19 protein-coding genes and 1 pseudogene are annotated in these 23,410 nt (G+C 69.9%); 9 read left to right on the plus strand and 11 right to left on the minus strand.

All coding sequences use genetic code 11. The features are described 5' to 3' along the window. Positions 1 to 13: 13 nt before the first annotated feature. Complete coding sequence (dnaJ, locus tag ACQEWB_RS25800) at positions 14 to 1,192, plus strand: molecular chaperone DnaJ (protein ID WP_432834868.1); 1,179 nt, start codon at positions 14 to 16, stop codon at positions 1,190 to 1,192. Between the two features lie 5 nt (positions 1,193 to 1,197). After that, positions 1,198 to 1,644: a heat shock protein transcriptional repressor HspR gene (locus ACQEWB_RS25805; RefSeq protein ID WP_432844017.1), complete on the plus strand. Its 447-nt coding sequence runs from the start codon at positions 1,198 to 1,200 to the stop codon at positions 1,642 to 1,644. A 69-nt stretch (positions 1,645 to 1,713) separates the two neighbouring features. On the opposite strand, the gene ACQEWB_RS25810 is transcribed toward ACQEWB_RS25805, so the two are convergent. Beyond that, positions 1,714 to 3,426, minus strand: a complete 1,713-nt coding sequence (locus tag ACQEWB_RS25810) for a fibronectin type III domain-containing protein (RefSeq protein ID WP_432834870.1) — start codon at positions 3,424 to 3,426, stop codon at positions 1,714 to 1,716. A gap of 308 nt (positions 3,427 to 3,734) precedes the next feature. On the opposite strand from ACQEWB_RS25810, the gene ACQEWB_RS25815 reads away from it, so the two are divergent. Next, a complete protein-coding gene (locus tag ACQEWB_RS25815) occupies positions 3,735 to 4,844 on the plus strand; it encodes a sugar ABC transporter substrate-binding protein (protein WP_432834872.1) in 1,110 nt (369 codons plus the stop codon). A 538-nt stretch (positions 4,845 to 5,382) separates the two neighbouring features. On the opposite strand, the gene ACQEWB_RS25820 is transcribed toward ACQEWB_RS25815, so the two are convergent. The 4 genes from ACQEWB_RS25820 to ACQEWB_RS25835 all read right to left on the minus strand — a co-directional run bounded on the left by ACQEWB_RS25820 (position 5,383) and on the right by ACQEWB_RS25835 (position 10,304). Continuing rightward, positions 5,383 to 6,684 carry an RNA-guided endonuclease InsQ/TnpB family protein gene (locus ACQEWB_RS25820; protein ID WP_432834874.1) on the minus strand — a complete coding sequence of 434 codons (1,302 nt, stop codon included), beginning with the start codon at positions 6,682 to 6,684 and terminating at the stop codon, positions 5,383 to 5,385. Positions 6,685 to 6,986: 302 nt separating this feature from the next. Next, entirely contained in the window at positions 6,987 to 7,829 is an 843-nt protein-coding gene (locus ACQEWB_RS25825) for a transglutaminase family protein (RefSeq protein WP_432834876.1), read from the minus strand. A 1-nt stretch (position 7,830) separates the two neighbouring features. Continuing rightward, complete coding sequence (locus ACQEWB_RS25830) at positions 7,831 to 8,763, minus strand: alpha-E domain-containing protein (protein ID WP_432834878.1); 933 nt, start codon at positions 8,761 to 8,763, stop codon at positions 7,831 to 7,833. Next, a complete protein-coding gene (locus ACQEWB_RS25835) occupies positions 8,760 to 10,304 on the minus strand; it encodes a circularly permuted type 2 ATP-grasp protein (RefSeq protein WP_432834880.1) in 1,545 nt (514 codons plus the stop codon). The genes ACQEWB_RS25830 and ACQEWB_RS25835 overlap by 4 nt, the downstream gene beginning before the upstream one ends. A 527-nt stretch (positions 10,305 to 10,831) precedes the next feature. Between ACQEWB_RS25835 and ACQEWB_RS25840 the strand changes: the two genes are divergently transcribed. Further along, positions 10,832 to 11,872, plus strand: a complete 1,041-nt coding sequence (locus ACQEWB_RS25840) for a LuxR C-terminal-related transcriptional regulator (RefSeq protein ID WP_432834882.1) — start codon at positions 10,832 to 10,834, stop codon at positions 11,870 to 11,872. Here the strand turns inward: ACQEWB_RS25840 and ACQEWB_RS25845 are convergent. Both ACQEWB_RS25845 and ACQEWB_RS25850 read right to left on the minus strand, forming a co-directional pair. Further along, on the minus strand, positions 11,835 to 12,812 hold the full coding sequence (locus ACQEWB_RS25845) for a helix-turn-helix transcriptional regulator (protein ID WP_432834884.1): 978 nt from the start codon (positions 12,810 to 12,812) through the stop codon (positions 11,835 to 11,837). The two genes, ACQEWB_RS25840 and ACQEWB_RS25845, sit on opposite strands and share 38 nt — an antisense overlap. A 15-nt stretch (positions 12,813 to 12,827) precedes the next feature. Continuing rightward, a complete protein-coding gene (locus ACQEWB_RS25850) occupies positions 12,828 to 13,835 on the minus strand; it encodes a helix-turn-helix transcriptional regulator (protein WP_432834886.1) in 1,008 nt (335 codons plus the stop codon). A gap of 296 nt (positions 13,836 to 14,131) precedes the next feature. Here ACQEWB_RS25850 and ACQEWB_RS25855 point away from each other — a divergent pair, with 296 nt between their 5' ends. Continuing rightward, positions 14,132 to 14,467 (plus strand): hypothetical protein, encoded by a 336-nt coding sequence (locus ACQEWB_RS25855; RefSeq protein WP_432834888.1) that lies wholly within the window; start codon positions 14,132 to 14,134, stop codon positions 14,465 to 14,467. 148 nt (positions 14,468 to 14,615) lie between these two features. Here the strand turns inward: ACQEWB_RS25855 and ACQEWB_RS25860 are convergent, their stop codons facing one another. Continuing rightward, positions 14,616 to 15,029 carry a pyridoxamine 5'-phosphate oxidase family protein gene (locus ACQEWB_RS25860; RefSeq protein ID WP_432834890.1) on the minus strand — a complete coding sequence of 138 codons (414 nt, stop codon included), beginning with the start codon at positions 15,027 to 15,029 and terminating at the stop codon, positions 14,616 to 14,618. 113 nt (positions 15,030 to 15,142) lie between these two features. Here ACQEWB_RS25860 and clpB point away from each other — a divergent pair, with 113 nt between their 5' ends. Both clpB and ACQEWB_RS25870 read left to right on the plus strand, forming a co-directional pair. After that, on the plus strand, positions 15,143 to 17,740 hold the full coding sequence (gene clpB, locus ACQEWB_RS25865) for an ATP-dependent chaperone ClpB (RefSeq protein WP_432844019.1): 2,598 nt from the start codon (positions 15,143 to 15,145) through the stop codon (positions 17,738 to 17,740). A 75-nt stretch (positions 17,741 to 17,815) separates the two neighbouring features. Further along, entirely contained in the window at positions 17,816 to 18,346 is a 531-nt protein-coding gene (locus tag ACQEWB_RS25870) for a YbjN domain-containing protein (protein ID WP_432834892.1), read from the plus strand. Positions 18,347 to 18,359: 13 nt separating this feature from the next. Here ACQEWB_RS25870 and ACQEWB_RS25875 read toward each other — a convergent pair whose 3' ends face one another. After that, positions 18,360 to 19,562 (minus strand): mannosyltransferase family protein, encoded by a 1,203-nt coding sequence (locus ACQEWB_RS25875; protein ID WP_432834894.1) that lies wholly within the window; start codon positions 19,560 to 19,562, stop codon positions 18,360 to 18,362. A gap of 106 nt (positions 19,563 to 19,668) precedes the next feature. Beyond that, positions 19,669 to 20,067, minus strand: a pseudogene (locus ACQEWB_RS25880) (aminotransferase class I/II-fold pyridoxal phosphate-dependent enzyme); the annotation flags it as partial. Positions 20,068 to 20,150: 83 nt separating this feature from the next. Here ACQEWB_RS25880 and ACQEWB_RS25885 point away from each other — a divergent pair. Further along, positions 20,151 to 20,705: a Uma2 family endonuclease gene (locus ACQEWB_RS25885; RefSeq protein ID WP_432834896.1), complete on the plus strand. Its 555-nt coding sequence runs from the start codon at positions 20,151 to 20,153 to the stop codon at positions 20,703 to 20,705. A 67-nt stretch (positions 20,706 to 20,772) separates the two neighbouring features. Here the strand turns inward: ACQEWB_RS25885 and ACQEWB_RS25890 are convergent, their stop codons facing one another. Beyond that, positions 20,773 to 21,963: a pyridoxal phosphate-dependent aminotransferase gene (locus tag ACQEWB_RS25890; RefSeq protein WP_432834898.1), complete on the minus strand. Its 1,191-nt coding sequence runs from the start codon at positions 21,961 to 21,963 to the stop codon at positions 20,773 to 20,775. Positions 21,964 to 22,809: 846 nt separating this feature from the next. On the opposite strand from ACQEWB_RS25890, the gene ACQEWB_RS25895 reads away from it, so the two are divergent. Next, positions 22,810 to 23,352, plus strand: a complete 543-nt coding sequence (locus tag ACQEWB_RS25895; protein WP_432834900.1) for a DUF2617 family protein — start codon at positions 22,810 to 22,812, stop codon at positions 23,350 to 23,352. The last annotated feature ends 58 nt before the right edge of the window (positions 23,353 to 23,410 follow it).

Genomic DNA, 23,410 nt, shown 5'->3' on the forward strand with positions numbered 1-23,410 from the left:
AGGGGCGTCGGGGATGAGCACCAAGGACTTCATCGAGAAGGACTACTACAAGGTCCTCGGCGTCCCCAAGGACGCCACCGAGGCCGAGATCAAGAAGGCGTACCGGAAGCTCGCCCGCGAGTTCCACCCGGACGCCAACAAGGGCAACGCCAAGGCCGAGGAGCGCTTCAAGGAGATCTCCGAGGCCAACGACGTGCTCGGCGACCCCAAGAAGCGCAAGGAGTACGACGAGGCACGCGCCCTCTTCGGCAACGGCGGATTCCGCCCGGGGCCGGGCGCGGGCGGCGGCAACTTCAACTTCGACCTGGGCGACCTCTTCGGAGGCGGCGCCCAGGGCGGAGGGGGCTCCGGCGGCTTCGGCGGCGGACTCGGTGACGTCTTCGGGGGCCTGTTCAACCGCGGCAGCTCCGGTACGACCCGGGTGCAGCCCCGGCGCGGCCAGGACGTCGACACCGAGGTCAGCCTCAGCTTCACCGAGGCGATCGAGGGGGCGACGGTCCCGCTGCGCATGTCCTCGCAGGCGCCCTGCAAGGCCTGCTCCGGCACCGGCGACGCGAACGGCAACCCGCGGGTCTGCCCGACGTGCGTCGGCACCGGCCAGGTGGCCCGGGGCTCCGGCGGCGGCTTCTCGCTCACCGACCCCTGCCCGGACTGCAAGGGCCGCGGCCTGATCGCGGAGAACCCCTGTGACGTCTGCAAGGGCTCGGGACGCGCCAAGTCCTCGCGCACCATGCAGGTCCGCATCCCGGCCGGGGTGTCCGACGGGCAGCGCATCCGGCTGCGCGGCAAGGGCGCGCCGGGCGAGCGGGGCGGTCCGTCGGGCGATCTGTACGTCACCGTGCACGTCGCCGCGCACCCGGTGTTCGGCCGTCGGGAGGACAACCTCACGGTGACCGTCCCGGTGACCTTCGCCGAGGCCGCGCTCGGCGGCGAGATCAGGGTCCCCACCCTGGGCGGCCCGCCCGTCACCCTGAAGCTGCCGCCGGGTACGCCCAACGGCCGCACCATGCGCGCCCGTGGCAAGGGCGCGGTCCGCAAGGACGGCACCCGCGGGGACCTGCTGGTCACCGTCGAGGTGAGTGTCCCGAAGGACGTGACGGGGAAGGCTCGTGACGCACTCGAGGCGTATCGCGAGGCGACCGCGGGCGAGGACCCGCGGGCGGAGCTGTTCCAGGCCGCGAAGGGAGCATGACCACGATGGACGGCCGTCGACGCAACCCGTACGAACTGACCGAGGAGACGCCGGTCTACGTCATCTCGGTGGCGGCCCAGCTCTCCGGTCTGCACCCGCAGACCCTGCGTCAGTACGACCGCCTCGGCCTGGTCTCCCCGGACCGCACGGCCGGGCGGGGCCGGCGCTACTCGGCCCGCGACATCGAACTGCTGCGCACCGTGCAGCAGTTGTCGCAGGACGAGGGCATCAACCTGGCCGGCATCAAGCGGATCATCGAGCTGGAGAACCAGGTCGCCGCGCTCCAGCAGCGCGTCGCCGAGCTCCAGACGGCGGTCGAGGGTGCGGCGGCGGCCATGCAGCAGCGCGAGGCGGCGGTGCACGCGTCGTACCGCCGCGACCTGGTCCCGTACCAGGAGGTCCAGCAGACCAGCGCGCTGGTGGTGTGGCGGCCCAAGAAGGCCAAGGACTAGGACAGGCGCTGGGCGCACCGGCATGCGAGAGGGGCCCGGAGGACGAACCTCCGGGCCCCTTCCGCGTGTTCAGGGCGCCAGGACCGCGTAGTCGCCGCCGGCCGCCGACTCGGTGCCGTCCGCGTACAGGGCGGTCACCCAGTAGTAGTGGGTGGTGCCGGTGGCCGCGGTGGTGTCCGTGTACGAGGTCGCGGTGGTGGGGTCACCCAGCTTCTCGTAGGCCTTGGTCACCGGGTTCCAGCGGTAGGCCTGGTACCCGGTGGCGTCGGCCACGGCGTTCCAGGACAGCGCCACGTCCGTCCCCGCGGGGCTCGCCGTCAGACGGACCGGCGAGGTCTCCGGAGTGGCCACGCTCGGCGTCATGTCGAGCTCGGTGGCCATCACCGCCGAAGTCGGGCCGTTCCACTGGATGGCGGAGTTGTTCTCGTCGTCCACGGCGTCGAGGAAGAAGCAGACCTCGTCGCCGTCCGGGAGCGTGGTGTAGTCGTAGGAGGTCGTGGTGGGGGAGACGTAGTCGGACGCGCTGCCGTAGCAGACCTGGTCGTCCGGGTCGTCGCCCACCAGCTCGCCCCAGTAGACCGTGTAGTACTTCAGGTCCGTGGCCGCGCTCCTGTCCCACTTCAGGTGGAAGCCGTACTCGGTCGGGGTGACGTCGAGCCCGGTGACGAGCGCCGGCGGATCGTTGTCCCAGATCTTGCCGCGCTGTGAAGCCGACCGGGCCGACTCGTTGCCCGCCGCGTCGACGGCGGACACCCGGTAGTGGTAGACGACGCTCTCGGCGGCCGAAGTGTCCAGGTAGGACAGCCCGTTGGTGCTGCCGATCGCGCTGTACGTGCCGTTCTCGCTCGCCGCCCGGAACACGCGGTACGACACCGCGTCCGCGACCGCGTCCCAGCCGACCTCGAGCCCGCCCGTACCGCCCTCCGGCGTGACCTCCCCGGTCGCCTTGGTGATGACGGGCACACCCGGCGCCACCCGGTCGGCGGTGGTCACCCCCTGGTCCGCGGTACCGCCCGACTCGTTGCCCGCCCGGTCGTAGGCCCGCACCTCGTAGTAGTACGTCTCGCCGGTCACCGGGAGCGTCGAGTCGGTGTAGGTCGTCGAGGCGGTCGTGGCGATCGGCGTACTCCCGAAGGACCCTCCCTTCAGCCGCCGGTAGACGCGGTAGCCCGCGAGGTCCAGCTCCTTGTTCTTCGACCAGGTGAGCTTGGCCTTGCCGGTCGTCGCGTCGTACGACGCCGAAGTGCCCGTCGGGACAAGGGGCTTGACCTTGTCGACGTCGGCGGTGGTGCGCGGGGTGTACGTGACGGTGACCGCGGCGGAGCCGGTCCAGTTGGCGTAGTCGACGCGGACCGTGTGCCTGCCGGCCGGGATCGTGACGTCGACGGTCTTCTTCACCGTCGACGAGACGTTCTTCCAGAGGTCGATCCGCCGGGTGCCGTCGACGTAGACGCGGATGCCGTCAAGGCCCGAGGCGGCGAGCGCGAAGGGACCGCCGGAGCCGAAGTCGCGGGTGACGGTCCAGCGGACGCCGAAGTTGTCCTTCGGCAGGCCGGAGGCGGGCGCGCCGGTCTTCCAGTTCTGGTCGATCGCGCTGTCGCAGTCCGTCTTCTTCGGAGTGCCGGAGAAGGCGGTGTTCGCGAAGAACTGCCGCTTGAAGACGGGGGAGGCGCAGGAGGTCGCAGCCGAGGCGGGCGCGGCCGTCGCGGAGAGCAGACCGGCGGCGGTGGCGAGGACGACGGCGGAGGTGGCCGTGACCGTCGTACGTCTGGCTGGCTTCATTCGATCCTCTGGTCGGTTCGGGAACGGCCGTCGGAGGCCGTCATGATCACGACTCGCGAGGAATCGGGTTGGTTGTACGGATCTTTGCCGGGCGATTGCCAGACGTTGCATGGAGGGTCCGTAAAGAGTGTTTGGAGGGGGTTACGCCAACTCTTCACAGGACAAGCGGAGCGTGGCGTTGCGCACTCGTTAAGTAGTTCCGCTTGACGCCCGGGGGCGCCTCCGCGTTGGCTTTTCAGTCATCCGGGTCGCAACGCTGCGCCCGTGTCCCGAAGGCACCAGAAGTGAGCAGCCCAGTGAGCAGTCCCATGCGTCGTCGTACCGCCGTAGCCGTGGCCGCAACCACGATGTCCCTCGCGCTGGCAGGCTGCGGCGTGCTCAACGTGTCGGGGGACAGCAGCACGGCGAGCCCCACCAAGGGCAACGACGTCACCGTCGGGCTGCTGCTGCCGGAGAAGGCCAACACCCGCTACGAGGACTTCGACTACCCGATCATCAAGGAACAGGTGTCGAGCCTCACCAAGAAGCAGGGCAAGGTCGACTACGCCAACGCCGACCAGGACGCCGACAAGCAGGCGCAGCAGATGCAGCAGATGATCGACGACAAGGTCGACATCATCCTGCTGGACGCGGTCGACTCGCACGCCATCGCGACCGAGGTGAAGAAGGCCAAGGACGCGGGCATCCCGGTCATCGCCTACGACCGGCTGGCCGAGGGCCCGATCGACGCGTACATCTCCTTCGACAACGAGCTGGTCGGCGAGGTGCAGGCGCGTTCCCTGCTGGAGGCGCTCGGCTCGGACGCCGACACCTCCGACAAGATCGTCATGATGAACGGCTCGCCGACCGACCCGAACGCCAAGCAGTTCAAGGCGGGGGCGCTGTCCGAGCTCAACGGCAAGGTGACGATCTCCGACTCCTTCGACACGAAGGACTGGAAGCCGGAGAACGCCCAGGCCAACATGACCCAGGCGATCAACAAGATCGGCAAGGACAACATCGCCGCGGTGTACTCCGCGAACGACGGCATGGCGGGCGGCATCGTCAAGGCGCTGGAGAACGCGGGCGTCACCAAGCTGCCGCCGATCACCGGCCAGGACGCGGAACTCGCCGCCGTGCAGCGGATCGTCGCGGGTGAGCAGTACATGAGCGTCTACAAGTCGTACCCGCAGGAGGCGGAGGCGGCCGCGCAGATGGCGGTGGCCAAGGTCCAGGGCCACGACATCCAGTTCGACGCGCTGACCCAGGACTCGGTGGACAGCCCGACCGACAAGGACATCCCGGCACAGCTGGTGACGGTGACGGCGCTGACGAGGAAGAACATCAAGTCGACGGTGATCGCGGACGGCATCTACAAGCTGTCGGACATCTGCACCAGCGCGTTCAAGTCGGAGTGCGCGGCGATCGGGCTGAACTAGCGGGTACGAGGGGTCAGTCGGCGGCTTCGATGGCGTAGAGGTTGCCGTTGTCGCTGCCGACGCACACCAGACTGTCAGCAGGGGGGAGGAAGACCGCACCGGCTGCCCCGTGCCGGCGCACGAACGCCTCGATCAGCTTGTGGCGATCCTCGGGCGTTGCCCGCTCCGGCTCCAGCGTGTCGCCGCCGATCGTGACCGAGACGTGGCGCCGGGCGGACTGCCGGCCGAGCCAGTCCTGGCGCGTGCCGACCAGCGCGACCAGCCCCGCCGTCCAGTGCGCTCAGGGCCAGCACTACGGTGAGCGGGTCCACCGCCTTGGATCCCGGCGGCGGAGTGCTGTCCGGCAGCACGCGCAGTGCGTCGACGTCGAGCCCGCGTAGCGCGGCCCGCAGCCGGACTCAGCCGATCGGTCTTTTCCGCGTCCACCTCGCCGTCCGGCGTCAGTCCCAGTAGAACGTCCATGGTTCCCACTCCCCCGGGGCCGTGAACCTGCTTGCTCTCCACGGCGTAGTTACCAGTTTGACATCCTCCCCCTCTCTCAAAAGAGGGGGATTCCAACCCAGGTGGGTTGAGGTTCACGGACACTCGACCGCTGTGTGGGCGGTGTTGTCCCTCCGGCACCGGCTGAGCGCCGGGGGCGGGGGATCCCGCCCTGTCCTGCCGCGACGTTGATGCTTGCGTTGGTGTCCGCGTTGCAGGTGAAGCCGCAGGATACGCACTCGAAGTCGGCTTGGCTCTTGCGCGACTTCTTCTCGATCCATCCGCAGGCACTGCACCGCAGAGACGTGTAGGGGGCGGGAACGTCTTCGACCCGGCCGGGGGCCTTGTGCTCGGTGCGCTGCCGCAGCAGGCCCCAGCCCTGAGCGAGGATGCACCGGTTCAGCCCGGCTTTCTGTGCCACGTTCTTGCCGGGCTGCTCGACGGTTCCCTTCGCCGAGCGGGTCATGTTCTTGATGTTCAGCTTCTCGAACCGGATCAGGTCGCAGGTGCGGGCGAGCGTGGTGCTGGTCTTCTCGCACCAGTCCTTACGCCGGTTCGCCTCCCTGGCTTTGAGCTTGGCGACCCTTGCGTACTCGGCCGCCTTTTCGGGGCTGTTCTTCTTCGCCCGTGCCGCGCGCCGCTGGTGCTTGCGGATCTGAGCGCGTTCCTTGACGGTGAGCTGCGGGCAGTTCAGCGTGCGGCCGTCCGACAGGGCGGCCGTGATGGTCACGCCCCGGTCGATGCCGATGACCTCGCCTGTGCCGGGTGCGGGAATCGGCTCGGGGATTACGGCGAAGGCGATGTGCCAGTGCCCGTTGCGGAAGGTGACGCGGAATGTCTTGGCGTCGGGCAGCCGCGCGCCCTTGCCCCTGACGCTGAGCCGGAACCGCACCCAGCCGCAGCCGGGCACCTTGACCCGGGCCCACCGCCGGTTGAGCTTGTGCACCACAACGGACCGGCTCATGACCTGCTTGCCGGTCTTGGCGTTCAGCTTCGGCGAGCCGTCCGGCTCGAACTCCGGTACACGGTCGGTACCGATGACACGAAAGCCCTCGTGGCGGAACTTCCTACGCCAGGTCGGCTCACCGAACCCGGAGGTGAAGCGGGCGTTCTTAGCCCTGGCGAAGTCCCTCAGCGCCTGCTGCTGCACGTCGGCGTTCCCCGCGCGCAGCCACTCGTTCTCGGCGCGGACTTCGGTGAGCTGGCGGCACTGCTCGGCGAATCCGGGCGCACTCTTGCGGCCCTTACGCCAGTGTGCGTGCTGCTCGACGGCCAGGTTCCAGACGTACCGGGCGTGCGCGCAGTGCAAGAGCATTTGCTCTTCCTGCTCGCGCGTCGGATACATCCGGAAACGTGCCATGCCGCGAACCTAGCCCGCGCGTTCCCCGACCGCGCACGTCATCGATCATCATCACCCGTCCGAGTGATCACTCCGGCCACCGCCCTCACCGGCCACCGGCCGCCGCTTCCTCAACTCCGAGTTGCCGCACCTGCTTGAGGTCGGCCCCAGCGCCGTCTGGGGCCCGACCCACCGGATCGACCTGGCGGCGATCCGGCCACCCTTGCCCCCGTTACGCGGGAGCGGGGCATTCACCCCGGCGTGAACGACCGGGCACCCCGCCCGGAAAGAAGGGCGGTACCGGGGGAGGGTGACGTCCGCCCTCACGCCACCCGCGTGAACTCCACCGACACCTGCGGCGGTCCCCCCGCCACGCCCCGGTAGATGCCCTTGTGCGGGGTCACGTCGTCGTAGTCGCGGCCGCGGGCCACCACCACGTGGGACTCGTCGGCGCGGGTGCTGTTGGTGGGGTCGTAGCCGCACCAGTCGCCCGCCCAGTACTCGATCCAGGCGTGACTCTGCCCGGCGACCGGTCGGTGGAGTTCCGCCTCGCGCTCGGGGTGGAGGTAGCCGGAGACATAGCGCGTGGGCAGCCCGACTCCCCGCAGCAGGGCGATCGTCAGGTGCGTGATGTCCTGGCAGACGCCCGCGCCCTGCTCCCAGGCCTCCGCAGGGGAGGTGTTCACGCTGGTCGCGCCCGGCAGGTACGACACCCGGCCGGCGACCAGGGCGGAGACCGCGACCGCGGTGTCGTGCGGGTCGAGTCCGGCCGCGGCCTTCCGCGCCTTCTTGACCAGCTTCGCCGGGACGGTCGTACGACCCGTCGGGCCCGCGAACTCCAACAGGCGGGAGTTCGCGACCTGTTCGGCCAGTTCCGGCCACTCCGGCGGCTGCGGGAGCGGGCCCGGCGGGGCGGTCTCGACCAGGCTGGAGGCGGTGATGGTGAGATGGCCGTGCGGGTCCATCAGGTCGAAGCCGGTGACCTGGGTGCCCCAGTAGTCCCAGTACGACCAGGTGGGGGTGGTGGGGTTGACGGTGACGCGGGCGTCCAGGGTGGTCTGGCCGGGGAGGGTCAGCGGGGTCATGCGGACCTCGTTGTGCGAGGAGGCCGCGGGCTGCGCGTAGGAGACCCGGGTGGTGTGCTTGATACGGAGGCGACGAGCCATGTCACGCCCCTTCCTGGGCCCACTCGACGGGCCCCTGGTACGGGAAGAACCGCTCCGCCACCGCGTCGGCGGACGCCATGCAGGCCTGCTGCAGGTCACGTAGCAGGACCGGCAGTTGGTCCTCCAGGGCGTGTGTGTCGAGGTATTCGAGGCGGGTGCGCAGGCGGCCGATCGGGCGGCGGGCCGGGTCCTGGCGGGGGCGGCCGAGCGCGGTGAGGCACTCCTCGGCCGTGGTCAGCGCGTGCAGCGCGGAGCGCGGGAAGTCCCGGTCGAGGAGCAGGAATTCGGCCACCCGGGAAGTGTCGCCGAAACCGCCGTAGACCCGGGCGAAGGCCTCGTCCGCGCCGGACGCGCTGAGGAGGGTCGGCCAGTCGGGCGCGTGGGCGGCGTCCAACACCCGTACCGCCAGCAGCCGTACGGTCATGTCGACCCGCTCCAGGCTCCGGCCGAGCACCACGAACCGCCAGCTGTCGTCCCGGCTCATCGTCGAGTCGGCCAGCCCGAAGAACAGCGCGGCCCGGGCCCGTACCAGCTCCAGGTACGCGTACGGGCCCGTCCGCCGCGCCGCGAGGCGCTGGTCGGCGAGCGCGTGCCAGGTGGAGTTGAGGCACTCCCACATCTCCGAGGAGACCGCCTCACGCGCGCTCCTCGCGTTCAGCCGCGCCGCGCCCAGCGCGCCCTCGATCGAGCCCGTCGAGCGGGCGTCGAAGGCGAGTTGGTCGAGGACCTGCTGCATGTCGACGGGCTCGCCGCCCGCGTCCATGCCGAGGATCGCGTACAGCGAGCGGCAGGCCACGTCCTCGTCGCGCCAGGGGTCCTCCAGCATGCGGTGCAGATAGGCGTCGAGGATGCGGCCGGTGGCGTCGGCGCGCTCGACGTAACGGCCGGTCCAGGTCAGGGCCTCGGCTATCCGGGAGAGGATCACGTCGTTCACTGCTGCTGCGCCCCTTCCTGTACGACGGCACGGGTGCCGTCGGGTCCGAGCCGGCGCGGGGCCACGGCGGGCAGGACGGCGTCCGGCTCGGGCGCCGGCTGCTCGGCCGGGCCCTCCGCGAGCACCCAGGTGTCCTTGGAGCCGCCGCCCTGGCTGGAGTTGACGATCAGGTTGCCCTCCTGGAGGGCGACGCGGGTCAGGCCGCCCGGCAGCACCCAGACATCGTTGCCGTCGTTCACGGCGAAGGGTCTGAGGTCGATGTGGCGCGGGGCCAGGCGTTCACCGGCGAGGGTGGGGGAGGTGGACAGGGCGACCGGGCGCTGGGCGATGAAGCCGCGCGGGTCGGCGATCACGGCTTTGCGAGTGCGTTCGAGGGTGTCGGCGTCGGCCTTCGGCCCGATGACGATGCCCTGCCCGCCGGCCCCGTCGACCGGCTTGACGACCAGCTTGTCGATCTGGTCGAGGACCGCCTCCAACTGGCCCGGTTCATCCGGCCGGTAGGACTCCACATTCGGCAGAATCGGTTCCTCGGAGAGGTAGTAGCGGATGAGGTCGGGGACGTACGTGTAGAGCAGCTTGTCGTCGGCGATCCCGTTGCCCACGGCGTTCGCGAGTGTGACGTTGCCCGCCATCGCGGCGCCCATGATGCCGGGGCAGCCGATCACCGAGTCGGGGCGGAAGTGGAGCGGGTCGAGGAAGTCGTCGTCGAGGCGCCGGTATACGACATGGACGGGCACCTCGCCGCGGGTCGTACGCATCCAGACCCGGTTGTTCCGGCACACCAGGTCGTGCCCCTCGACCAGCTGCACGCCCATCAGCCGGGCGAGCAGGGCGTGTTCGAAGTAGGCGGCGTTGTTGGGACCCGGGGTGAGGACGACGACCCGCGGATCGGCCGTCCCGTCGGGCGCGGCGGCCCGCAGCGCGGCGAGGAGGCGCTGGGTGTACCCGTCGACGGGCAGCACATGCTGCTCGGCGAAGAGGGAGGGGAAGATCCGGGTCATCGCGCGCCGGTTCTCGATGACGTACGAGACCCCGCTCGGCACCCGCACGTTGTCTTCCAGCACCCGGAAGTCCCCGGCCTCGTCCCGTACCAGGTCGATGCCGGCGACGTGGATCCGTACCCCGCCCGGTGGCTCGACCCCGTGCGCGGCCCGGTGGAAATGCGGCGAGTTGAGCAGCAGCCGCCAGGGCACGACACCGTCCTCGAAGGCCCGGCAGTGCCCGTAGGCGTCGGCGAGATAGGCCTCCAGGGCCCTGACTCTCTGCCCGACGCCCCGTTGTATGAGATCCCACTCCAGGCCGTCGAGGATCCTGGGCACGAGGTCCAGCGGCCAGGGCCGCTCCTCGCCCGCGAAGGCGTAGGTCACGCCCCGGTCGGTGAAGGCCCGGGCCATCTGGTCGGCCCGGAACCGGAGTTCGCTCGGCTCGATCGGCTGAAGTGCCGCCAGCACCGGCTCATAGGCGGCCCTGACCTCACCCGGCCGCTCGAACATCTCGTCCCACGCGTCGGCCAACGCGTATGCGTCAAATATGTCCGCCATGAGGGGACGTTAGAGGCGGCGCGTAACGCGGTGATCACCACGGCATTTCCGGGAGCTTGCGCGGAGCGCGGGCTTCCGCGGCGACGTCCCGCCGAGTGGTGCGACCGGGCGGTCCGCATGCCGTCGCGGTGCGCGGTCGCAGCCGTGCCCGGCCCCGTGGGCCGGACGTGGCCCGGCTTCCCGCGCCCCTCGGCGGGAGGCCACCGCTTCCGCGGCCCCGGCCGGGCAGGGGGGTGCCCGACCGGGGCGCTGCCGGGGAGCGGCACCCGGGGGGAAGCGGCTCCACGATGCCCGCAGGCGCCCGCGCACACCACCGTCAGCTTGTTGCAAGTCGACTGGTGGAGGCCTGGAAAAAGTCGGACGTAAAGGTGTATTGCGACGGCCTTGATGGAGGAAGCCGTGTTGCGGAGCCGGTTGTGTCCGCGCATAGTTGCGCTGCGGAAGCGCGCGAGAACCGCGGCGAACCGTAGGAGTACGCCTGCACATACGCCTGCACAAGAGGCTGGAAACCGGGGGTGGGATGGGCGATGGCCGGGCACGGGACCCAGGAGCATCCACACGGTGCCGACCGACTGTGCGAGGCCGGTGACCGCGTCTATTCCCGGGCCGTCCGCCGTGGCCGGGTGACCCGCGTGGACGCCGATCAGGTGCCCTGCCTGCTCGAACTGGCCCTGCTGCACCCCGACCCCGACGACATGGACTGGCTGGTCCCGACCTCCCCGCAGGAGGTCATGACCCGGCTGCTGCGCGGGGTCTACGACGAGGTCAGCTCCAGCCAGCGACGGGTGGGCTCGGCGGTCGCCGCCTTCGAGTGGTACGCCGGTCTCGGGCCGTCGACCCAGCAGTCGGGCGGCGCGGAGGGCACCGCGCTGCGGGTCCTGGACGGTCTGTCCCGCATCCAGGCGGCGATGGACGAGGCGACGGACGCGTGCACGACGGAGGTCCTCACGGTGCAGCCGGGCGGCATCCGCCCCGAGCACGAACTCACCGAGGGCCTGCACCGGGCACTCGCCCTGCGCGGCCGAGGCGTCCGCATGCGCGACCTGTACACCCACGTGGCCCGCCACGGCCAGGGCCTTCTGAACTACCTTGAACTGATGGGCGGTTCGGTGGAGGCCCGCACCCTGGACGAGGTCATCGACCGCCTGATCCTCTTCGACCGCACGGTGGCCTTCATCCCCGCGAACGCGGACCGCACCCTGGCCCTGGAACTCCGCCACCCGGCCCTGGTGGAATACCTGGTCACGGTCTTCGAACGCCTGTGGCGCCTGGCGATCCCTCTCACGGCCCCCCTCCCCGACACGGGCATCGAGGGCATCTCCCACCGAGAACAGTCCATCGCGGCGCTCCTGGCGGAAGGCCACCAGGACGCGGTGATCGCGGAACGCCTGGGCATAAGCGTCCGCACCTGCCGGGCCCACATCGCCCGCCTCTCGGAAACCCTCGGCGCGGCCAGCCGCACCCAACTGGGCGTCCGCATAGCCCAGGTGGGCCTGGACGCCCCCCGTCAGCCGGCGGACGCGACCCCGGTCACTCTTCCCGGTCAAGAATCCCCGACCGGGCGATGAGATAGCCGAGCTGGGCCCGGCTCTCACTCCCCAGCGTCGCCGCGAGTTTGGCGATGTGGACGCGGGCGGTGCGGATGTTCATGCCCAGGCGGTCGGCTATGACGGCGTCGGTGTGGCCTTCGACGAGGAGGGCGGCGATGGCGTGCTGGCGGGGGGTGACGCCGTTGAGGGTGGGTTGGCGGACGGCTTGGGGGTGCATGGGGGTGGCCAGGCGCCAGAGGCGGTCGAAGGCGGTGGCGAGGTAGCCGACGATGGCGGGGTGGCGGATCTCCAGGGCGAGCTTGCGGTCCTTGCTGGCGGGGATGAAGGCCACCGAGCGGTCGATGACGATGAGGCGGTCGGTCACCTCGTCGAGAGTGCGGGCCTCCACGTCGCCGTTCAACTGCTCGTAGCGGGCGATGACGGCGAGCGAGTGGCGGAGCGTGTGCGGGTACAGAGTGCGGATACGGCCACCGCGGTCGAGCAGGGCCTGGTCGCGGGCCAGCGCCTCGGCATGGACCTCCGGAGGTCGCTGACCGTGCGGCTGGATGGTGAGCAACTCGCCGGAGCTGTCGGCCATGGCCCGGGTGATGGCGCGCCCGATGCGGCCGTAACCACTGAGGACGCTGGCCGTCGGGAACTCGTCCGCGCCGGTCCGGCGGCCGTCCATCCGCATGAGCGGCTCGAAGGTCTCGGTCAGCAGTTGCTCGCGCCGCCGCTCGTCGGCGATGCGTTCTTCCACGCTCCGCAGCAGCCGGTGGAGGGCGACGGCCGGCGCCACCGGCTCCAGTCGGTCGAGGTCCGTGAGGGCGGGGTGCAGCAGCCCGAAGTCGACCAGGCAGGGTGCCGCAGCGGCGTCGGCGCTGGTGACATGCCCCTCGCGCAGAGCGCGTTCGTACAGTCTCGTACCGGCCGCGCACAGACCCTCCGGGCCGTGTTCCGGATGCCTCGCCGGGGTCACCGCACTACCTCCCGTTCAGTCCTCCTGCTTCAGGATCCCCGACTGAGCTATGAGATAGCCGAGTTGGGCCCGGCTGCCACTGCCGAGCGCTGTCGCCAGCTTGGCTATGTGGGCCCGGCAGGTGCGGACGTTCATGCCCAGACGCCGGGCGATCGCCTCGTCGACATGGCCTTCGACGAGGAGCTTGGCTATGGAGTGCTGGATTTCCGAGATGCCGTCGGAGGCCGTCTCGTAGGGGCCGGTGCTCAGCGGGACCGCCCTGTCCCACAGGAACTCGAAGAGCTTGATCAGGTAGCGGATGAGGCCGGGGTGCCGAAGCTCCAGCGCCACCTGCTGATCGTCGCGGGCGGGGATGAAGGCGACACTCTCGTCGCAGATGATCAGCCGCTCGACCAGTTCGTCGATGGTGCGGTACTCCGCCTTGCCGTTCGACAGCTGTGCCGCGTACGCGAGTTTCTCGGGGCTGTGACGTGCCGTGTGCTGATACAGGGTGCGGATCCTCACACCACGTTCGATCAGCAGCCGGTCGCGGTCCAGACCCTGGAGCAGGCTGCGTTCCGGACGGTTGCCGCTTGGCTGGATCGTGAGCATCTCGGACTGACTCTGGGCCGTGGCCAGGTTGAGTGCCGCGTTGATCCGTTCGCCGCCCTCCAGCACGGTGATCGAGTCCGTGGTCGTCATGACCTGGGTACTGAGGGCCATGAATGGCTCGAAGGCATCGGAGAGCCGGATCGACAGGCGCCGCTGCTCGGTGATCTCGTGCTCGATCGGATTGAGCCGCTGCGCCAGGGCGACCGCGGGAGGGACGGGGCGCAGCCAGTTCTCGTCGTCCGGATCGGGATGGAGCAGGGCGAACTCCATCAGACAGGGAGCGGATTCCACATCGGCTCGGGCGATTCGTCCTGTGCGCAGGGCGTTCGCGTAAAGACGGCCACCTTCCTCGCACATCTCGGTGACCGAATGGGGATGTGCCCCTTTGGTCCGATTCGATGTCAAATCTCCACCCCCCAGGGTCCTGAACATGCAGGAACATGATGCACCGATTGTGTGGCCATGACGTGCCCGAATGAGCCATCGTCGTATCCGACGGGGGAAGAGGGACCTTCAAGTGAGGACGAAGCCGACTATGGGTAAGAGAATGCTTCGCTCGGTGCTTGTCGCAGCCTTCTCCGTCGTTGTGACCTTCGGAGCGCTGAGTGGTCACGTCGGTGAGAAGAGTGATAACCGGGCGGACAGTGCTTGGCCGGCGGTGGCCCAGCAGGGGACGCTTGCTGACGGCGGTACATCGGCGGTCGGCAAGACCACGGTGAGGAGCTGACGTGACAACGCCGCCCGACGACCGCTCGTTCCGCAGGGAAATGGCCACCGCCTACCGCTCCGGCTGGCACTTCATCGACCTGGTCACCGCGATCCCCCACGCCGGTGACTCGTTGATGGTGACCGTCTTCGGTGAGCCGGTCGTCGTGACGCGGGACGACGAAGAGGACGTCCGGGCGTACCGGTGTCTGCGGCGGCCTCGGGGGGCGCCGCAGCCCGTGCGGTGTGCCATTCGGTACGGAATGATCTTTGTGAACCTGGACCAGCGAGACCACAGGCTGGTGGAGCCGGAAACCCCCAATGTACGGACCATCTCAGCCACCCCCCGCAGTGCCTGACGCGAATCCCCCGTCGTAACAGTTCGCTCAGGTGCTTCCCCCCGCAGCGGCGTCACCGTGACCTGAACACGGTGACGCCGCTGCAGTTTCTGGGGACATTTCAGGGTATCGACCGAGTCGTCGGCCACTTCGCAGTGGCCGAAAACCGTCACCCACGCCCCATGGCCCTCGTCAGTTCGATCTCGATCACGACGCGTGACGGGTTGGGGGACGGGGTGCGTTCGTAGCGCTCGGCGTAGCGTCGTTCCGCCTCCGCGACCTGCTCGGGCCCGGTCCGTACGACCGCCCGCCCCTCCAGCGTCGCCCAGCGCCGCCCGTCCACCTGGCACACGGCCACCCGTGCCCCCTCGGGCCCGGCCGCCAGCACATTGGCCACCTTCGTACTGGACTTGCTCGCGATCACCCGAGCCAGCCGGGCCTCCGGATCGTATGTGACCCCGACGGGCACGACGTGCGGGCTGCCGTCCGGGCGCGGGGTCGTCAGTGTGCACAGATGCCGCTCCCGCCAGAAGCTGAGGTACGCGGGGTCGGGAGCGCCGGGGTCCTGGGGGTAAGGGGCCATGGGAAGGACGGTATCCGTTCGCACCTTGAGTGGAATAGACTCAACTTTGTGTACGTTGCTCAAGTCACACCGTGACAGCGGATGAGGGCGGAAGCCAGGAGGAGAACGGATACGTGGACGCCGAGCTGACCAACCGGAGCAGGGACGCGATCAGGGCGGCCGAGCAGCGGGCCGTGACCGGAGGGCACGCGGACCTGACCCCCGCCCATCTGCTGCTCGCCCTGCTCCAGGGCCAGGACAACGAGAACATCGTCGATCTCCTCGCCGCAGTCGACGCCGACCAGGCGGCCGTGCGCGCGGGTGCCGAGAAGGTCCTCGCCGCGCTGCCCAGCGTGACCGGCTCCACCGTCGCGCCCCCGCAGCCCAGCCGCGAGCTGCTCGCGGTGATCGCGGACGCCGGCGAGCGGGCGAAGGCCCTCGGCGACGACTACCTCTCCACCGAGCACCTGCTGATCGGCATCGCCGCGAAGGGCGGCGCGGCCGGTGACGTACTGTCCGGGCAGGGGGCCGGCGCGAAGAAGCTGCAGGAGGCCTTCCAGAAGGCGAGGGGAGGACGCCGGGTGACCACAGCCGACCCGGAGGGGCAGTACAAGGCCCTGGAGAAGTTCGGCACCGACTTCACGGCTGCCGCCCGGGACGGGAAGCTCGACCCCGTCATCGGCCGGGACCAGGAGATCCGGCGGGTGGTGCAGGTGCTTTCCCGCCGTACCAAGAACAACCCCGTCCTGATCGGCGAGCCCGGCGTCGGCAAGACCGCCGTCGTCGAAGGGCTCGCCCAGCGGATCGTGAAGGGCGACGTGCCCGAGTCCCTCAAGGACAAGCGGCTGGTCGCGCTCGACCTCGGGGCGATGGTCGCGGGTGCGAAGTACCGGGGTGAGTTCGAGGAGCGGCTGAAGACCGTTCTCGCCGAGATCAAGGACTCCGACGGCCAGATCATCACCTTCATCGACGAGCTGCACACGGTCGTGGGGGCCGGCGCCGGTGGGGATTCGGCCATGGACGCCGGGAACATGCTGAAGCCCATGCTCGCGCGTGGCGAGCTGCGCATGGTCGGCGCGACCACCCTCGACGAGTACCGCGAGCGGATCGAGAAGGACCCGGCCCTGGAGCGCCGCTTCCAGCAGGTGCTGGTCGCCGAGCCGACGGTCGAGGACACCATCGCGATCCTGCGCGGGCTCAAGGGGCGGTACGAGGCCCACCACAAGGTCGTGATCGCGGACAGCGCGCTGGTCGCCTCCGCGACCCTCTCCGACCGTTACATCACCTCCCGCTTCCTCCCCGACAAGGCCATCGACCTGGTCGACGAGGCGGCCTCCCGGCTCCGCATGGAGATCGACTCCTCGCCCGTCGAGATCGACGAACTCCAGCGCTCCGTCGACCGGTTGAAGATGGAGGAGCTGGCGCTGGAGAAGGAGACCGACCCGGCCTCCCGCGAGCGCCTGGAGAAGCTGCGCCGCGACCTCGCCGACCGCGAGGAGGAGCTGCGGGGCCTGACCGCCCGCTGGGAGAAGGAGAAGCAGTCCCTCAACCGCGTCGGTGAACTGAAGGAAAAACTCGACGAGTTGCGGGGCACCGCCGAACGCGCCCAGCGCGACGGCGACTTCGACACCGCCAGCAAGCTGCTGTACGGCGAGATCCCCACGCTGGAACGGGACTTGGAAGCCGCCTCCGAAGCAGAGGAGGAGGCCTCCAAGGACACCATGGTCAAGGAGGAGGTCGGCTCCGACGACATCGCGGACGTCGTGGCCGCCTGGACCGGCATCCCGGCCGGCCGTCTCCTGGAGGGCGAGACCCAGAAACTCCTGCGCATGGAGGAGGAGTTGGGCCGCCGTCTGATCGGACAGGCGGAGGCCGTGCAGGCGGTCTCCGACGCGGTACGGCGCACCCGCGCCGGCATCGCCGATCCCGACCGCCCCACCGGTTCCTTCCTCTTCCTCGGCCCGACCGGCGTCGGCAAGACCGAACTCGCCAAGGCCCTCGCCGACTTCCTCTTCGACGACGAGCGGGCGATGGTCCGCATCGACATGTCGGAGTACGGCGAGAAGCACAGCGTGGCCCGCCTGGTCGGCGCGCCTCCCGGTTACGTCGGCTACGAGGAGGGCGGCCAGCTCACGGAGGCGGTGCGCAGGCGCCCGTACACCGTCGTCCTGCTCGACGAGGTCGAGAAGGCGCACCCCGAAGTCTTCGACGTCCTGCTCCAGGTGCTGGACGACGGCCGGCTGACGGACGGTCAGGGCCGTACCGTCGACTTCCGGAACACGATCCTCGTCCTCACCTCCAACCTCGGCAGCCAGTTCCTCGTCGAGCCGATGACGACCGAGGAGGAGAAGAAGCAGCAGGTGCTGGAGGTGGTCCGGACCTCCTTCAAGCCGGAGTTCCTGAACCGGCTCGACGACCTGGTGGTCTTCTCGGCCCTCTCCAAGGACGAGCTGAGCCGTATCGCGCGCCTCCAGATCGACCGTCTGGCCAAGCGGCTCGCGGAACGCCGGCTCACCCTGGAGATCACCGACGCGGCCCTGGCCTGGCTCGCCGACGAGGGCAACGACCCGGCCTACGGCGCGCGCCCCCTGCGCCGCCTGGTCCAGACCGCCATCGGCGACCGCCTGGCCAAGGAGATCCTGGCCGGCGAGATCAAGGACGGCGACACGGTCCGGGTGGACACCTTCGGCGAGGGCCTGATCGTGGGGCGGGCCACGGGTAAGAGCCTGTAACGGAAGGTGCCGGGCTTGCCACCCCCCTCCCCGGATGGGAGAGGATGGCGGCATCCGTACGAAGGGAAATTCACGGTGACCATCGACCCGTCCTCGATTCCGAACTTCGGGGGCCAGCCCGAGCCGCAGCCCGGCGGACCGGCGGGCCCCGTCGTCCCGGATCAGGACCTCGTGAAGCAGCTCCTCGACCAGATGGAGCTGAAGTATGTCGTCGACGACGAGGGGGACCTCGCGGCGCCGTGGGAGCAGTTCCGTACGTATTTCATGTTCCGTGGCGAGGACGACCAGCAGGTCTTCTCGGTGCGGACGTTCTACGACCGGCCCCACAAGATCGACGAGAAGCCGCTGCTCCTGGAGTCCATCGACGACTGGAACCGGCGCACCCTGTGGCCCAAGGTCTACAGCCACACCCATGACGACGGCACCGTCCGTCTGATCGGTGAGGCGCAGATGCTGATCGGCACCGGCGTCGCCCTGGAGCACTTCGTGTCCTCCACGGTGAGCTGGGTGCGCGCCGCCATCGAGTTCGACAAGTGGCTCGTCGAGCAGCTCGGCCTCGAGCAGGAGGTCAACGAGGCGGACAAGCCCGAGGACGACGAGGAGTAGATCCTCCGCCGCCTCAGAGAGGTGTATGGGCGATTACGACCAGATACGCCCCGTAAGCGAACGAGAGCCCGGCCAGGGCGCCGACCACCACGGTCGCGTGCCCGGGCCGGGCTCTCGCCGTTCGGACCAGGGCCCGGGCGAGCGGCAGCAGCAGCGGGAAGGCGGGGAGCAGGAAGCGCGGCTTGGACTCGAAGAACCCGGAGCCGCCCACGGCGATCAGCAGGAGTACGCCGCTGTAGACCAGCAGGGGGAGTGGGGCGCGGTCGGCGAGGAGCAGGGCGTACAGCACGACCGCGGCCGCGACGATCACCATGGTCATCGGGAAGACGAAGCGGTCGCCGTGGAGGAGCAGGTGGCGGATGAACCTCAGGGAGCCCTCGCCGAAGTCGAAGCGCGAGCCCCACAGGCGTTGCACTTCGAAATAGCCGCCCAGCAGGTCGCCCCTGCGGTGACCGACCCACAGCACGTACCCGGCCCAGCCGGCCGGGGCGAGCGCCGCGCCCGTCCACAGCCTGTGGGAAACTTTTCGGCGCTCTTCAAGGCACCGCCAGATCTCGTACGCAGCCGCCGCGAGGACCGCCGCGGCGACCGCGAAACCGTTGGGCCGGGCGGCGCCCGCCAGCGCGGCCAGCGCGCCCGCCCACAGCCAGCGGCCGCTGAGCACCGCGTACAGCGACCAGGCGGCGAAGGCGGCGAGGACCGGTTCGGTGTACGCCATCGACAGCACGACCGAGTGCGGCAGCAGGCCCCAGAGCAGCACCAGGGCGGTGCCGACGGCCCGGCCGTGCAGCCGGGCGCCGACCGCGTAGATCCCGCAGGCGGCCACCGCGGCCGCCGTCCACGACACGATCAGCCCCGAGGCGCCGGCGCTGAGCGGGCCCAGGACGGTCGCGGCGCGGACCAGGGCCGGGTAGAGCGGGAAGAACGCCAGGTCGTTGTAGACGACGTCGGGGTGGTGGTGCAGCACGCGGCCGTAGCCGTGGGCGGCGATCCCCAGGTACCACACGGAGTCCCAGGACCGTCCGAGCAGCGCGAGCGGATTGCGGCCGGCCGCCCAGGAGACCACGGCGAGCGCCGCGACCCCGAGCAGCCGGGCGGCGAGGAAGAGTCCGAGGGCCCCGCCCATGGCCGCCGCCACGGGCAGCCGGGCGCGGTCCTGTGCGCCGGGGCGCGGCCCCGTGACGGAGGGGCGGGGGAGGGTACTGGCTTGGGTCACACCGGCACATTGCAGGGTGAAACGGGGGATTGCGAGCGCTGTGCGGCCGGGCGGGTAGGGATTCGGGCCGCACGGCGTGGCGACGTGACTTCCGGTCCCCGGGTAGTGCGAGGGCCTTCAGCCTCTTCACCGCCTCCTCCAGCACCCCGGTCTGCTTGCAGAACGCGAACCTCACGAAGGACGCGCCCGCCTCCCGGTGGTCGTAGAAGACCGCGTTGGGGATCGCGACCACCCCGCAGCGTTCCGGGAGGGCGCGGCAGAAGGCGAAGCCGTCGTTCTCGCCGAGGGGGCGGATGTCGGTGGTGATGAAGTGTGCGCCGGCCGGGCGGAAGACCGTGAAGCCCGCCTCCTCCAGGCCACCCGCCAGCAGCTCACGCTTGGCCTGCATGTCGGCCCGGAAGTCGTCGAAGTACGAGTCCGGCAGGCGCAGTGCTTCGGCGACGGCGTACTGGAAGGGGCCCGCGCTGACGTAGGTCGCCGACCGCACGGCGGTGACCAGAGGTGGTGTGGAGCTCACAGCCGTATTGCCAGGCTCGATGGCACGACACTGTCCGTCGTATCCTGACCGCACACGGGAAGGAGCCGTCCATGAGCGTCGACGCGATCGTGCACACCGAGTTCCCCAAGGGGTACACGGTCCTGTTCGGAGCTGACGGAAAGGTGATCATGACCCCGCAGAGCTTCGAGCACTCCAGCACGATCAAGTCGATGCAATACGACACGGTCGTGTCCCTCGGACGCCACGCGAAGACTGCCTCGGACGTCTACATCGACTTCCCCGCCGACGAGAACTCCGCCCCCGATCTGGCGATTCTCCGCGAGGACGCCCGCCGGGAGGGCAAGCGCTACAGCTTCGAGGACGTCCTGCTGATCTCCGAGGTCGTCTCCACCTCCTCCGCGCGCAAGGACTACGACGACTGCACCGCGAAGTACGGCCGCTACGGAATCCCGATCTACCTGGTCGTGGACCCCTACGCCGGGGAAGTCGTCCTGCATACCGAACCCACCGCGAACGGCTACAGCACGGCGCTCAAGCGCGCGTACGGCACGGGCAAGCTCCCCATCCCCCTGGCCGACGGCCGCACCTTCACCCTCGACCTCGACGAACTCCCGCGCCCGGAGCCCGAGACGGACGCTCGCTGACGAAGAGCTCCCCATCTACGGGGAACGCGACAAGGCGTCGGCGCCCTCGACAACCTCGCTCTGCCAGTCAGCTTCCGAGCGTTTTGAGCCGGGCCGTGGCCTCCTCCAGCACGGCCGTCTGCTTGCAGAAGGCGAACCGCACGAACGGGGCGCCCGCCTCCCGGTGGTCGTAGAAGACCGCGTTCGGGATGGCGACGACCCCGGCCCGCTCCGGCAGCGCGCGGCAGAAGGCGAAGCCGTCGTTCTCGCCGAGGGGGCGGATGTCGGTGGTGATGAAGTATGTGCCGGCCGGCTGGAAGACCTTGAAGCCCGCCTCCTCCAGGCCGCCCGCGAGCAGGTCCCGCTTGGCCTGCATGTCCGCGCGGAACTCGTCGAAGTACGCGTCGGGCAGGCGCAGGGCCTCGGCGACGGCGTACTGGAACGGTCCGGAGGCGACGTACGTCAGGAACTGCTTCGCGGAGCGTACGGCGGTGACGAGTTCCGCCTTACCGGTCACCCAGCCGACCTTCCAGCCGGTGAAGGAGAAGGTCTTGCCGGCCGAGCCGATGGTGACCGTGCGCTCACGCATGCCCGGGAAACCGGCGAGGGGGAGGTGCTCGGCCTCGTCGAAGACCAGGTGCTCGTAGACCTCGTCGGTGATCACCAGGAGGTCGCGCTCGACGGCCAGCTCGGCGATCGCGGTCAGCTCCTCGCGGGTGAGGACCGTGCCGGTGGGGTTGTGCGGGGTGTTGACGAGGAGGAGCCGGGTGCGGTCGGTGACGGCGGCGCGCAGCTCGTCGAGGTCGAGCCGGAAGCTGCCTCCGTCCGGCCGCAGGGTCACCGGCACGCGCTTGCCGCCGGCCATCGCGATGCAGGCCGCGTAGGAGTCGTAGTACGGCTCGAAGGCGATCACCTCGTCGCCGGGTTCGAGCAGCGCGAGCAGCGACGCGGCGATGGCCTCGGTCGCGCCCGCGGTCACCAGCACCTCGGTGTCGGGGTCGTACGACAGCGCGTATCGCCGCGCCTGGTGCGCGACGATCGCGCCGCGCAGCTCGGGAACGCCCGGCCCCGGCGGGTACTGGTTGCCGCGCCCGTCCCGCAGGGCCCGCACGGCGGCCTCACGGACCTCCTCGGGGCCGTCGGTGTCGGGAAATCCCTGGCCCAGATTGATGGAACCGGTCCGCAGGGCCAGCGCCGACATCTCGGCAAAGATCGTCGTCCCGAACTCGGCGAGCCGGCGATTGAGGAAGGGGCGGTTACTGGAGGTCATGCGGGCCATCCTGCGCCGAAGCTCTGGAGTTCCTCAACTCTGCTTTGGCCGGTGAGACGGCCGGGCATCCCCCGTTCACGTACGACGCGAGGCGCCCACGGGGGGTCGCTTCGGGGGACTTGGAAGGAGGGTGACGTCATGCCCATGGCCTTCGGCATCATCCTGCTGGTTCTTTTTCTGGCGCTGCTCATGGCGGCGATCGTGGGGGCCGGGCGCCGGCAGCGGGAGCAGGGGTACCGGCGCTCGTACAGCCGCAGCGGCGGCAGCAACAACCGGAGCGGGAACAGCGACAGCGGCAGTAACAGCAGTAACAGCTGGTGGGCCGGCGACGGTGGGGGGTCGTCGTCCGGCGGACACCACGGGGGGCATCACGGTGGCCACTCCTGCGGGGGCGGGCACTCGTGTGGGGGCGGCTCGTCCTGCGGAGGCGGGTCGTCCTGTGGTGGCGGCGGTGGATGCGGTGGAGGAGGCAGCTGACCTGGGGCGGCCGGCCTTCGGGACGGGGGAGCCGCATTCCCGTACGTCACTTCCGTAGAGCTCCCGCCGGGATCCACGCCCCGGCGGGAGCTCGCGCGCTCCGGCGTGCGCCATGGCCGCCGTGGCGTACGCCGTGGTTGAACAGTTGAGCAGTGAAGCCCTCTGAGGGATGGAAACCCCACGAACTTGGGTAAAAACGCTGTGTCATTGCCAGAGTTCATGATTCCCTCTAAAGCACCGACGCGGCCCCTCGGACGTTCTGCGGACGACACCTTTCCTGACCTCCCGACTGGGCCGACCGGGCCGTTCCCCCGGTGTCGACCGGGGTGTTCCGGACCCCACACCTCACCTTTCTTTGCGTGCCAGCGGAGCCGACCCATGCTCACGACCCTGAACACCTCGTACACCGACACGCGCGCGGCCGATCTCGCCTGGGCACTGGGGCGTGAGCCGCTTCCCGCACTGGCCACCCTCGACCTCGAACTGGCCGGGGCAAAGCTCCAGTTGAGACTTCTCGGCGCGTCCCACCAGGTACTTCTGGAGGAGGAGCGGGGCTGCTGCTCGGAGACGGTCGCGTGCATCCCCGGCAGCAGCACCCCGCTGCCGCTCGGCGTCGCCAAGCGCATCGGCGACTGGGAGTACGAGTTCGCGGCCCGCGTCGAGGTCCTCTCGCCGGGCTCCTTCGCGGGCCGGGCGCAGGAGTTGCTGGCCCTGGTCTCCGACCATCCGAACGGCCTGGCGGGGGTCTTCCCCGGCAGCCCGCACGCCTTCACCGCGCTGCTCGCCCAGCGCCACGAGGGCCAGGTGCACTGGCGCACCTGGCACGCCTATCCGCAGGACGGGCAGTTGGTGGCGACGCGGACGAGGGTGGGAGCGGGGGTGCGGGTGCAGGCCGCGCAGCTCAGTCCCTCCGGCGTCTGACTTCGTCGATCCCTCCGGCGTCTGAGTTCGTCAGTTCTTTCGGCGTCTGACTTCGTCA

The sequence above is a fragment of the Streptomyces sp. CA-249302 genome (assembly GCF_050936785.1).
GTDB lineage: Bacteria > Actinomycetota > Actinomycetes > Streptomycetales > Streptomycetaceae > Streptomyces.